Source organism: Thioclava sp. F28-4 (assembly GCF_002020045.1).
Taxonomy (GTDB): domain Bacteria; phylum Pseudomonadota; class Alphaproteobacteria; order Rhodobacterales; family Rhodobacteraceae; genus Thioclava; species Thioclava sediminum.
In genome coordinates, this window is record NZ_MPZQ01000001.1 from 167,603 (window position 1) to 178,750 (window position 11,148).

Annotated in this window: 10 protein-coding genes; 3 read left to right on the forward strand and 7 right to left on the reverse strand. The window is 65.4% G+C overall.

The window, feature by feature from the left end:
* Window positions 1-23: 23 nt before the first annotated feature.
* Window positions 24-917 carry a LysR substrate-binding domain-containing protein gene (locus tag BMI87_RS00800; protein WP_078519272.1) on the reverse strand — a complete coding sequence of 298 codons (894 nt, stop codon included), beginning with the start codon at window positions 915-917 and terminating at the stop codon, window positions 24-26.
* A gap of 269 nt (window positions 918-1,186) precedes the next feature.
* A complete protein-coding gene (locus tag BMI87_RS00805) occupies window positions 1,187-2,311 on the reverse strand; it encodes a DUF6456 domain-containing protein (protein WP_078519273.1) in 1,125 nt (374 codons plus the stop codon).
* A gap of 215 nt (window positions 2,312-2,526) precedes the next feature.
* Between BMI87_RS00805 and BMI87_RS00810 the strand changes: the two genes are divergently transcribed.
* Window positions 2,527-2,943 (forward strand): DUF6477 family protein, encoded by a 417-nt coding sequence (locus tag BMI87_RS00810; RefSeq protein WP_246832624.1) that lies wholly within the window; start codon window positions 2,527-2,529, stop codon window positions 2,941-2,943.
* Here the strand turns inward: BMI87_RS00810 and BMI87_RS00815 are convergent.
* The gene (locus tag BMI87_RS00815) at window positions 2,930-4,510 is read right to left on the reverse strand and encodes a helicase HerA-like domain-containing protein (protein WP_078519995.1); all 1,581 of its coding nucleotides are present in this window, start codon (window positions 4,508-4,510) and stop codon (window positions 2,930-2,932) included. The genes BMI87_RS00810 and BMI87_RS00815 overlap by 14 nt on opposite strands.
* Window positions 4,511-5,071: 561 nt before the next feature.
* On the opposite strand from BMI87_RS00815, the gene BMI87_RS00820 reads away from it, so the two are divergent.
* Window positions 5,072-5,830: an invasion associated locus B family protein gene (locus tag BMI87_RS00820; RefSeq protein ID WP_078519274.1), complete on the forward strand. Its 759-nt coding sequence runs from the start codon at window positions 5,072-5,074 to the stop codon at window positions 5,828-5,830.
* Window positions 5,831-5,901: 71 nt separating this feature from the next.
* Here BMI87_RS00820 and BMI87_RS00825 read toward each other — a convergent pair whose 3' ends face one another.
* From BMI87_RS00825 to BMI87_RS00840, 4 genes are read right to left on the reverse strand one after another with little or no spacing between them, the layout of a single operon-like run.
* The gene (locus tag BMI87_RS00825) at window positions 5,902-7,107 is read right to left on the reverse strand and encodes a beta-ketoacyl synthase (protein ID WP_078519275.1); all 1,206 of its coding nucleotides are present in this window, start codon (window positions 7,105-7,107) and stop codon (window positions 5,902-5,904) included.
* Window positions 7,107-7,388 carry an acyl carrier protein gene (locus BMI87_RS00830; protein ID WP_078519276.1) on the reverse strand — a complete coding sequence of 94 codons (282 nt, stop codon included), beginning with the start codon at window positions 7,386-7,388 and terminating at the stop codon, window positions 7,107-7,109. Before BMI87_RS00830 ends, BMI87_RS00825 begins: the two co-directional genes overlap by 1 nt.
* A gap of 8 nt (window positions 7,389-7,396) precedes the next feature.
* Entirely contained in the window at window positions 7,397-8,497 is a 1,101-nt protein-coding gene (locus BMI87_RS00835; protein WP_078519277.1) for a UDP-3-O-(3-hydroxymyristoyl)glucosamine N-acyltransferase, read from the reverse strand.
* Between the two features lie 56 nt (window positions 8,498-8,553).
* The gene (locus BMI87_RS00840) at window positions 8,554-10,194 is read right to left on the reverse strand and encodes a murein L,D-transpeptidase (protein WP_078519278.1); all 1,641 of its coding nucleotides are present in this window, start codon (window positions 10,192-10,194) and stop codon (window positions 8,554-8,556) included.
* Between the two features lie 367 nt (window positions 10,195-10,561).
* On the opposite strand from BMI87_RS00840, the gene BMI87_RS00845 reads away from it, so the two are divergent.
* Window positions 10,562-11,116 carry a DUF882 domain-containing protein gene (locus BMI87_RS00845; protein ID WP_078519279.1) on the forward strand — a complete coding sequence of 185 codons (555 nt, stop codon included), beginning with the start codon at window positions 10,562-10,564 and terminating at the stop codon, window positions 11,114-11,116.
* The last annotated feature ends 32 nt before the right edge of the window (window positions 11,117-11,148 follow it).

Below are 11,148 nucleotides of genomic sequence, written 5' to 3' on the forward strand. Positions count from 1 at the left end.
CAACGGATCGGGGCGCGCGGCGATCAGAAGCGTCTGCGCGCCTGCGCGACCAGCCCCTCGCCCGCTTGTTGCAAGACCCGCGCGAGCGGGTCGAACCACGCCTCGGCATCGGACACTTCGCGGGCACGGACCAGCCTTACGGTCCGTGCCGGCTCCTCGTCGAACCGGCTGAGCGCGAGAGTCGGAAAGGCGCGGGTTTCCTGCAGGCTCGCGATCTCGGGCACCAGCGTCAGCCCCATCGCCTGCCCGGCCAGCGCGCAAAGCGTGGTCAGCGAAGACGCCCCCAGATCGATGCGCTGCGCCGCCCGCGTCAGCCCGCACAGCGCCAGCGCCTGATCCGCGAGGCAATGACCTTCGTCGAGCAGCAAGAGCTGATCCGGGTCGATCGCCTGAGGGCTGAGGCCGCGCACCATGGTCAGCTGATCCGGCGTCCCGGCCAGCAGGAAGCGATCTTCGAACAGCGGTGTCTCGAACAGTTCGGGCGCGGGCGTCGCGATGATCGCCGCATCGAGGCGCCCCTCGGCGATCTCGGCCAGCAGCGACTCGGTCGTAGCCTCGCGCAGCCGCAGCCCCCCTTGCGCGCGCAGCCCCGCCAGAGACGCAGGCAGCAGATAGGGCGCGATGGTCGGGATCACGCCGAGATTGACCTGCCCCAGCCCGCGCCTCGCCTCGGATTGCAGATCGCGCAACTCGCCCGCGACCCGCTCGGCGGTCTCCAGCACCCGCCGCCCGGCCCGCGTCAGCCGCACATCGCGCGGGCGGCGCTCGACCAGCGGCTGGCCAACCTGCTCCTCCAACTCACGGATTTGGACCGAGAGCGCGGGCTGGCTGACATGGACGATCTCAGCGGCGCGCGAGAAAGAGCGTGCCTGACCGAGCGCCCGTAGATAGGTGAGTTGACGAAGCGTGATATTCATAATCTTCGATTATCGACATGCGGAAAAGTTTACAACTTCGCATTATATCGTTTTCGCGTGGGTCGCTCACGCCAAGAAGGAAGCCTTAAGGGTGCACACCAAGCTCGGCAGGACACGGACCAGCGAAAAAAGGAAAGGGCGCGAGAAAATCTCACGCCCTTTCTTGCGTTTTATCAGAGTCTTGCAAAGCAAAGCGAAGGTAACGGCTTAACTTAAACGGACTGTTAGGCATTGAGGGTTCGGCTGAGTGAGAACGCCCGGACCGCCACTCACCCAATCATCGGACTGGCACCGCCATAGGTGTCGTCGTAATGCCGCTTGAGGCGTTGCAGAGCGATGCGGAGGACGATCTTGCCCGAGCGCGCCGACCAGCCAAGCCGCTTCTCCGCCGTCTCCAGACCTTCGAGAAAGCAGCAGCAGCGTAGCGCCATGTCGCCCAGACCCGGCCCCAGATCGCGCAGCGCCAGCGCCACCCGTTCGCGCGCGGTGTCGGAGCCACCGCCCATCGCCAGCTCGGGGCGGTACTGCCCGCGCCCGCCGCCGCCGGTCAGGAACCGCTCCCAGTTCTGCCCGACCCGCGGCCCCATCTGCGCCAGTTCGAAATCTTCGCGCAAACGCTCCCCTGCGGCGACGAGATCGGCGCCGAGGAACGGCCGCCCCTGTTTGTCACGCCGCCGCGCCAGCACCGCGAGCGGGCTTTCGGCCAGATTGGCGCGTACCCGGCGCTGATGCCCGTCCGCGTCGGCGCGCGTCTCGTGGGCGAACTCGCCATGTTGCGCGGCGAATGGATTGGCGGCGGTCTCGCCGCGTGCCGCGGCTTCTTCCTCCAGCACGCGTTTCAGCGCCGAGCGCCCCGCCTGCGTGATCTCGTAGCTGGTGACGCGCCCCGCATGGGCGACCTCAATCCAGTCCTTGAGCGCGAAAGCCTGCGCCACCGCGCGCTCCAGCACTGCAGTGCGCACCGTGCCGCGCAGCACCACGGCCTTGTCCATCTCGCGCCCCACGATCAGGAGCGCGCCCGGCTCGGCCAGGCGGCGCAGGATGCGGCGCGTTTCGCGGCGCAGCTGGTCTTCATCGGCGGGCGTCTCAGAGGGGCGGAAAGCAGCAGTCATGGGCGTGTCCTTTTGGAGCACGGTCGTCATCGGAGCCTCGGGATAATTGGCGGCGCCCGGCTCGGCCGCGCGGCCAAGACGTTCGAGCGCCTCATCGACCAGCGGATCGTCCCGCCGCGCCTCAATCCGGCGCACACGGCGCAGGATGGTCGAGGCCGCGCACCCTTCCGCCCGTGCCAAGGCCCGTATCGGAACGCCTTCTTCGACATGGCGCAGATAGAGTCGGGCATGTTCGGGCAGCCAGGCGGGAAGCTCCGCCGGGGCCGGTGCGATCGAAGTCATATTGTCCCCCAGATTGCGCCGCGAAACGCGCGACGAGTCCGTCCGGTAACAACCGTGAGTTGCTTTGGTTACCCGTTCGTTAATAAACGGGACGCCAGCAAGAATTCCTTAAACTTCCTAAACAAAGCTTTGCGGGGCGCGCGCTTCAGGGCGAAATTGCGCAACACCGCCTGAGGCTGGGTAACGCTCGGGATCTCACCTCAAGGGAGTTTCCGATGACCTTCGCATTTCGCCAGAAATCCACGCCCGCCGTCTACGCCCCGTCGCCGCTGCGCCTCGTCGAACCGGCCGCAGCCGACAGCGTCGATCCCGATCTCGATCCGGTCACCGCCGTGGCGAAGATGCGCCGCCCGCGCCTGTTGATCCGCGCGGTCCGGCACGGGCTGAACGATTACAGCCGCAAGCGCGACCTCAAGCGGGTGATGCGGATGAGCGAGCTGCCGCGTCCGGGAACGGCCCTGCGCGCGCTGATGGCCGAGGAAGCGGCGCTCGATCACGCGCGGCGCGCGGGCGAGGCTACCTATTCGGTCGCCCGCCATATCGAGCTGCTGATCGCGCTTCTGGCGGAGGCGCGGCTGGCGCCGCAGCCCGCCGATGGCCGTGCGGCAGATCCGTCTCTCAGCGCGACTTGAAGAGCGAGCCGAGAACCCCGCGCACGATCGTCTGGCCCGTCTTGGTGCCCAACTGACGCGCAAAGCTCTTGCCGAAGGTCTCGAGGATCGTATCGGACCGGCGCGAGGATTTGCGCGCCGGTTTCGACTTCGCCGTCGGATCGTAGCGCCGTGCATTGTTGAAACTGTCGAAGCCTTCATCGAGCTCGGAGCGGCCTGCGGCGGTCTTGGCCGCCTTCTCGCGCGCCTCGGCCTCCGCGGCCTCGCGCGCGGCCAGTTCGGCGCGCTTGGCGAGGATTTCCTGCGCCGACTCGCGATCCACGGGCGTGTCGTATTTCTCGCCCAGACCGCTTCCCGCGATCACGGCGGCGCGCTCGGTATCGCTAAGCGGGCCCAAGCGCGACTGCGGCGGGCGGATCAGCGTCCGCTCGACCATGCCCGGCACGCCCTTCTTCTCGAGGAAGGAGGTCACTGCCTCGCCGGTGCCGACCTCCTTGATCGCGATCTCGGTGTCGAAGCTCGGATTAGCGCGGTAGTTCTCGGCGGCGCGGTGCAGGTCGCGCTGATCCTTCGCGGTGAAGGCGCGCAACGCATGTTGGACGCGGTTGCCGAGCTGGCTGAGAATGCCGTCGGGCACGTCCCCGGGGTTCTGGGTGATGAAGAACACCCCCACCCCTTTCGAGCGGATCAATCGCGCCACCTGCTCCACCTTGTCGACCAGCGCCTTCGGCGCGTCGTCGAACAGCAGATGCGCCTCGTCGAAGAAGAAGACGAGCTTGGGCTTGTCGGGATTGCCGACCTCGGGCAGCTCCTCGAACAGTTCCGAGAGTAGCCACAGCAGGAAGGTCGCGTAAAGCTGCGGGCTGCCCATCAGCTTGTCGGCGGCGAGGATGTTGATCTGACCCATACCGTTTTCGTCGATCTGGATCAGATCGCTGAGATCCAGCGCGGGTTCGCCGAAGAACTGCGCCCCGCCCTGGTTCTCCAGCACAAGAAGATCGCGCTGGATCGCGCCGATCGTCGCGGTGCCGACATTGCCGTATTCCAGCGCGATCTCATCCGCGCGCTCACCGATATGGCGCAGCATCGCGCGCAGATCGTCGAGGTCGAGCAGCGCCAGCCCCTCCTTGTCGGCGATGTGGAAGGCGATGTTGAGCGCCCCTTCCTGTGCCTCGGTCAGCCCCAAAAGGCGGCTCAGCAGCAGCGGCCCCATCTCGGAGACGGTCGTGCGCACCGGGTGGCCCTTCTCGCCGAACATGTCCCAGAAGACCGTCGGATAGGCGCGATATTCCAGATCGAAACCGATGGTCTGCGAGCGTTCCATGAAGGCGTTGTGCAGCTTCGCCTCGGTCGAGCCGGTGGCCGCGATGCCCGACAGATCGCCTTTCACATCGGCCATGAAGACCGGCACGCCCGCCTGCGAAAAACCTTCCGCGAGGATCTGCAGCGTCACCGTCTTGCCGGTGCCGGTCGCGCCCGCAACCAGCCCGTGACGGTTGCCGTATTGGAGCTTCAATTCCTGCGGGCTTGCGTAGCCTTCACCACCGCCCCCAACGAACACACCCTCTTCGGTCAGAACACCGGTCATCTTGCCCTCGCCAAACAAATTTCGGCTCCGACAATACTACCTTAACCCTTTTGCGCCAGTCTGATCCTGCCCCCGGAGTGCGCTTTTGCGCGGATGGGGGCGCTTCCTCCCTGTTGAACTGGCCGCGCCACGCTTGGCGCGGTCTTTTTCTTCTGTGCCAAGGGATTGCGCACCGGAGTTCATCGCCTCACCGCCTGTCACACTTCCTCAACTTTGCCTGTTGACCTGTGAAAAATTACGGCCTAGCGTGTCGGCAATGACGAAGTCGGCCAGTCCGACAGGGGGAAAAGGAAGGGGTCCGAATGGGCCCCTTTCGCTTGGAAAGCCCAGCTTTCACTCCCCCCGGAATAGCCGATACAGCCCGCGCGAGACGCGACTGAATCGCCCCCGCTCTTTCCGCGAAATCTCTCGCCTGCCCCAGCGCCGATGCAGGCCGTCGCACGGCTCACGAAACTGTGGCAGTTTGCCGCCGATCCGTGAGCCCCGCTGCGGAATTCGCCACTGACAGGGGCGCAGCCCCGTGTTAAGCCTTCGCCCAATACGTTTCAGGAGAAGAGTAATATGTCTCAACTGACGAAACCGCTCGCCCTCGCTCTGGCCCTCGGCCTTGCAAGCGGGGCGTGGGCGCAAGATACCACCTCGAGCGATACGACCACGACTCCGCCGGCGGATGCGACCGCAGGCGCGACTACCGATGGCGCGACCACCGATGGCGCGGCGACCCCGGCGGCGGATGCGGGCGCAGACGCAGACACCAGCGGCACCGATCAGGCGACCGACGGCCAGACTGCGCCGACGATGCCCGGCGCCGACCAGCAGGCCCAGAAGCCGCAGGAGCCGCAGGAGCCGCAGACCTACATCAAGGCGACCTACGAAGACTGGCAGCTGCAATGCGCCAAGTCGCCCGACGGCAAGGATCCCTGCCAGATGTATCAGGTGATCAAGGACCAGAATGGCGGCAACGTGGCCGACATCTCGGTGATCGGCCTGCCCGATGGCAGCCAGGCCGCTGCCGGTCTGACCATCATGGTTCCGATGCAGACCCTGCTGTCGCAGAACCTCGTGATGCAGGTCGATGGCGGCAAGGCGATGGTCTACCCCTATTCCTTCTGCGACCCGCGCATGATGGGCTGCTTCGCGCGCTTCGGCGTCAGCAGCGCCGAGCTCAATTCGCTCAAGAAGGGCAGCAAGGCGACGATCACGATCACGCCGCTGGCCAACCCGCAGCAGAAGGTGAAAGCGGATATCTCGCTCAAGGGCTTCACCAAAGCCTTCGACGAAACCGTGAAAACCAACAAGGAAAACGGCGTTCAGCAGTAAGCTGAATGGATGAGCTTCGACTCGCAACCGTTTGAAATCCAAGACGCCGCGCCCATCCGGGCGCGGCGTTTTCATATCGCGCGCAAGGCCAGAACCGCGTTGAGCCCGCCGAAAGCGAAGGCATTCGAGAGCGCCGCGCCGACCTGTGCCTTGCGGGCCGTGTTGGGCACATAGTCCAGATCGCAGTCGGGATCGGGGGTGGCGTAATTCGCCGTCGGCGCGATGACCCCGTCGCCAAGCGCCATGAGGCAGGCGATCAGCTCCACCGCCCCCGTGCCGCCGATGCAATGGCCGTGTAGCGCCTTGGTCGATGAGACCGCGACCTGATCGGCGGCCAGACCTAGCGCCGCGCGGATCGCAGCGGTCTCGATCCGGTCGTTGGCCGCCGTCCCGGTGCCGTGGGCGTTGATATAGCCGACCTCTTCGGGCGCCATGCCCGCGTCGCTCAGCGCGCCGGTGATCGCCGCAGAGGCCCCGTCGAGCGACGGCATCACGATATCGCTCGCATCCGAATTCATCGCGAAGCCCGCAATCTCGGCCAAGGGCTGCGCACCGCGCGCCTCGGCGCTCTCCAGCGTCTCGACCACGAAGACGCCCGCGCCCTCGCCCTGCACCATGCCGTTGCGATCTGCCGAGAACGGGCGGCAGCCATCGGGCGACATCACCCGCAGCCCCTCCCATGCTTTCAGCCCGCCGAAATTGAGCATCGCCTCAGAACCGCCTGCAAGCATCCCCTCGGCCATGCCCGAACGCACCATCTGGAACGCGAGGCCGATGGCATGGTTGGAACTGGCGCAGGCAGTGGCGACGGCAAAGCTCGGCCCCTGCAGCCCGTAGCGGATCGAGAGATGCGAGGGCGCGGCATTGGCCATCAGCTTGGGCACCGTGAGCGGATGCACGCGGGCCTTTTGGCCTGCGAAAACAGCGCGATAGGCGTTGTTCGCGGTGGTGTGCCCGCCGCCTGCCGACCCGATGATGCAGCCCCAGCGCGCGGGATCGGGGACTGCCTCCAGCCCCGCCTGCGCCATCGCCTCCGCGCCGGAGATCAGCGCGTATTGGGTAAAGGGATCGTATTGCGCGAGCTGCGCCGAGGTGAAGCGGGTCGACGCGTCATAGCCGTGGATCTGGCCGCCGATGCGGATGCTCAGCCGCTCCACATCCTGGAAGCTGAGCGGGCCGATGCCGATGCACCCCTCCGCCATGGCCGCCTTGGTTGCCGCAACGCCCTCGCCGAGCGCGTTGATCGTGCCCGCGCCCGTGATGACGACGCGCCGCATCAGGCGACGGCGGTCGAAGGCTTGCCGCCAGAAACCAGCCGCTCCACCGCGCCCACGATCGCCCCGATCGAGGACATGTCGAATTGCGAGGCGGCGGGCTCGTTGGCGTTGAAGGGCACCGAGACGTCGAAGGCCTCTTCGATGGCGAAGATCACTTCGACGAGGCCGAGGCTGTCGAGCCCCAGTTCGTCGAGCGTCATCTCGGGCGACAGTTCGGAGGGCTCACGAAGGGCTTCGCGGGCGATGATCGAGAAAACCTGGTCTTGCACGTCTGGCCTCATATCTGGGGTTACTCCGTGCCGCCTTTTTGCGTGAGTTTCGTAACAGTTTCTCGAAGCTCGGCCATTTGCGCAAACAATCTCGGCAATCTGCGGACAGATTTGTTGATCTCGAGCTGCGTTTCCATCTTCACCGCCGGGCTGCCCCAGATCGTACGGCCTTTGGGGACGTTGGTGTAGATGTTCGTCCCGCCCGCCGCGATCACGTCGTCGCCCACGGTGATGTTGTCCGAGACGCCGCATTGGCCTGCCAGCACCACGCGGTGCCCGATCCGGGTGGAGCCCGCGATGCCGACCTGCCCGCAAAGCAGGCAATCCTCGCCCACCTGCACGTTGTGACCGATATGGACCATGTTATCGAGCTTGCTGCCCGAGCCGATGGCGGTCGCGCGCACCGTGCCGCGGTCGATACAGGCGTTGGCGCCGATCTCGACATCGTCGCCGATCTCGACCGTGCCGAGCGAATGGATGCGGGACCATTTCTGCTCGGTGATTTCCTCGCGCTGCTCCAGCGTGTGGCGGATTTCCTCGACCCCCGAAGGATCAGGCGTAACGAAGGAAAACCCGTCCGAGCCGATCACTGCGCCGGGCTGACAGACCAGACGATCGCCGATAAGAACCCGCGCTCCGATCCGCGCGCCGGGATAGATCAGCGCGTCAGAGCCGATCTGCGCGCCTTCCGCGATGGTCACCTGCCCCACGATCCGCGCATTCGGACCGATCTTCACCTCCTTGCCGATCACGGTGAAGGGGCCGATTGACGCGTCCGGCCCGATGATGGCGGTCGGGTCGATCACGCAGGTCGGATGGATGCCGGGCTCGACGATGGGACCGGGGTCGAAGGCTTTCGACAGCCCCGCCATGGCGAGACGCGGGCGGGTCACGAAGACCGCAGCCTCCAGCCCGAGCGCGCGCCAATCCGCACCTTCCCACAGAAGCGCCGCGCGGGCCTTACCCTCGCGCAGCCCTTCGGCGTATTTCTCGCTCATCGCGAGGGCGATCTGGTCGGGTTCCGCCGTCGCAGGCTCGGACGCGCCGGTCACCTCGATCGACAGGTCGCCTTCGGCGCGGGCGTTCAGCGCCTGCGCGATATGCTCGATTGTCTGGGACATGGCCGATCCTCTCATGGTCGCATGAGGGCGCGCTTACCGCCCCCGTTGCCAGAGACTTAGCTGTCCTGCGTGCCCAATTCCACCCCGGCCTTTTGCAAGGCGTTGAAGAGGATCGCGTCACGCCCATAGACGTCGCGGCGATATTCGACATGCCCCGACGCGGTCGGCCAGGCGGTGAAATAGGTCAGATGCACAGGCACGTGCTTTCCCAGAGGCACGACGGTCTCGCGCCCCGAATTGAGGATGCGCTTGAACTCCGCTTCCGGGTCGGAGCTTTGCGCGCCCAGAAGCGTGTAGGCCAAATCGAAGGGGTCGCCGACGCGCACGCAGCCATGGCTGAACGCCCGCGTCTCTTTCTTGAAGAGCGATTTCGAGGGCGTGTCGTGCAGGTAGATGTTCCAGCGGTTCGGGAACAGGAATTTCACCAGCCCCAGCGCATTGCGGTTCGACGGCGGCTGCTTCATCGCGAAGGGGAAGTTGCTCGCGTTATAGGCGGCGAAATTCACCGCAGAGCGCGGCACGACCCGGCCGCGGCTGTCGATCAGCTGAAGCTGGCTCGCCGCGTTCGGATTGCGCTTCATCTGCGGCAGATATTCCTTGGTCACGATCGAGCGCGGCACATGCCAGGCCGGGTTGATGACCATCCGCTCCATCTCGTCGGAAAATTCCGGCGTGCGGCGGTCCGAGCTGTTTTGGCCCACCACCGTCACCGAGCGGAACGTGGTCTTGCCATTGTCGATGACGCGGACCGAGAAATCGGTGATGTTGACCCAGACGTAGCGGCCCGAGAAATCGATGCCGTTCATCCAGCGCAGACGCTCCATCGCGACGAGGATGGCTTTCATCCGCGCCTCGGGGCTCTTGTTGATCTCGCCCAGCGTGCTGGGCCCGGCCACGCCATCGGTCGCAAGACCCTGATCGGTCTGATAGGCCTGTACGGCCTTCTGCATCTCGGCATCATAGGTCGCGCTGGCAGAGCGGCCCAGATAGCCCATCTTCTGCAGCCGGTCGCGCAGCGCCACGACGTCCGGCCCGCGATCGCCGGGCTCGAGCTTGGTGCCGGGCACCGTCGGCCCCCAGCCGCCCGCTTCGATCTGATGCTCCAGATCGAGACGCGCCTTCACCAGCTGCGCATATTGCGGCATCTGCGGCGCCAGTTCGCGCAGGAACAGCGCCGGGTTGGTCGCGGCGGCGAAGGCCGTCATCCGGGCTTCGGGATCGGCGCGTTTGGGTTCGCGCTTGATATCGGAAATGACGCTATGCGGGTCGAGCACGCCATGCGACAGGTCATGGGCGTAATCGAGGAAAATCTGGCTCATCTTCACTTCGAGGAGCCCGCGCTGACGCTCGGACTGGACGGCGGCGAAGGCGACACGCAGCCCCTCGGGGTCGTAATGCGCGGTGGGCAGCCCCTGCATCGCCGACAGATCGAGCGCGCGCATGAAAGCCGCGCGGCGGTCCGCATCCTCGGCGGCGGTCCAGATCGGCCGGTAATCGCGGGCGGCATAGAAGGCGGCCAGAGCGGGATTGTCAGCCGCAGCTTCGGCCACGGCCTGCGTGAAGCCCGAAAGCTCGACCCCTGCCAATGGCGACATCGCCCCCTGAGCTGCAATCTGGGCCGTGCCTTGCGCCTGAGCGCCGGCGGCGAGCGTAGCTAGCGCGAAGGCCAGCCCTATCTTACGGAAATTGCGCGTCATAGCGTCTAAACCCCTGCCCGGACCCATCGTTCCAGATGTTCCAAACTTACCCGCATCTGTCCAGCGAAGCGTTGCCTGCGCGCAACGAACTGCGCGGACCCGCGCGGAACGATGCAGGGGCGCAACAGCGCCTTTCCGCCGCCTCTCACCCCGCACGCACACCGCTCCCACAAGGACGTGAGCGTATTTTTACTACCGGCAGGCGAAATTTTGCCGACATACCCCAACATGGCAAAGATGCATCAGTTCCGTTCTTTATCGATTAATCTGTCTATGCCATAAGGAGTAAGAAGTTTGGGTCTACCATCCCTCAACCGCTCGAAACAGAGCGGGAAAATCGAGAGACAGGCGAACACAGGAACTTGCTATGACGACGATTTCCCGGCGCGGCCTTCTGGGCGCATTTGCTGCGACCATGGTGACGGCAGCCCCCACCATGAGTAACGCTTTCGGTCTACTCAAGGGCGCAGGGGACATCCGACGGATCAAGATGTATAACGGTCGTACCGGCGAGACGCTCGACACCGTTTACTGGATCGAAGGCGAGTATATCCCCGACGCGCTGAAGGAAATCACCTACTTCGCCCGCGACTGGCGCACCAACCAGCTGAAAAACATCGACGCGCGCACCGTGGATATTGCGGCGGCAGCGCATAGCCTGATGGATTCGCGCGAACCCTACATGCTGCTGTCGGGCTACCGCTCGCCCAAGACCAACGCCATGCTGCGCTCCCGCTCGAAAGGCGTCGCGAAGAACTCGCTGCACATGCAGGGTCTGGCGATGGACCTGCGGCTGAAGTCGCGCTCGGTCAGCCAGATGTACAAGGCGGCGGCCGCCTGCCACGCCGGCGGCGTTGGCAAATACTCGCGCTCGAACTTCGTGCACATGGATTGCGGCCCGGTGCGGCACTGGGGCTCCTGAGCCTCGCGCACCTCGCCGGACCGACCCGAACG

Bases quoted from the DNA above. Each gene is read 5' to 3' on its own strand.
- BMI87_RS00825 (WP_078519275.1), bottom strand. From the start codon at position 7,107: ATGCGGCGCGTCGTCATCACGGGCGCGGGCACGATCAACGCGCTCGGC.
- BMI87_RS00820 (WP_078519274.1), top strand. From the start codon at position 5,072: ATGTCTCAACTGACGAAACCGCTCGCCCTCGCTCTGGCCCTCGGCCTT.
- BMI87_RS00830 (WP_078519276.1), bottom strand. From the start codon at position 7,388: ATGAGGCCAGACGTGCAAGACCAGGTTTTCTCGATCATCGCCCGCGAA.
- BMI87_RS00845 (WP_078519279.1), top strand. From the start codon at position 10,562: ATGACGACGATTTCCCGGCGCGGCCTTCTGGGCGCATTTGCTGCGACC.
- BMI87_RS00835 (WP_078519277.1), bottom strand. From the start codon at position 8,497: ATGTCCCAGACAATCGAGCATATCGCGCAGGCGCTGAACGCCCGCGCC.
- BMI87_RS00810 (WP_246832624.1), top strand. From the start codon at position 2,527: ATGACCTTCGCATTTCGCCAGAAATCCACGCCCGCCGTCTACGCCCCG.
- BMI87_RS00815 (WP_078519995.1), bottom strand. From the start codon at position 4,510: ATGACCGGTGTTCTGACCGAAGAGGGTGTGTTCGTTGGGGGCGGTGGT.
- BMI87_RS00800 (WP_078519272.1), bottom strand. From the start codon at position 917: ATGAATATCACGCTTCGTCAACTCACCTATCTACGGGCGCTCGGTCAG.
- BMI87_RS00840 (WP_078519278.1), bottom strand. From the start codon at position 10,194: ATGACGCGCAATTTCCGTAAGATAGGGCTGGCCTTCGCGCTAGCTACG.
- BMI87_RS00805 (WP_078519273.1), bottom strand. From the start codon at position 2,311: ATGACTTCGATCGCACCGGCCCCGGCGGAGCTTCCCGCCTGGCTGCCC.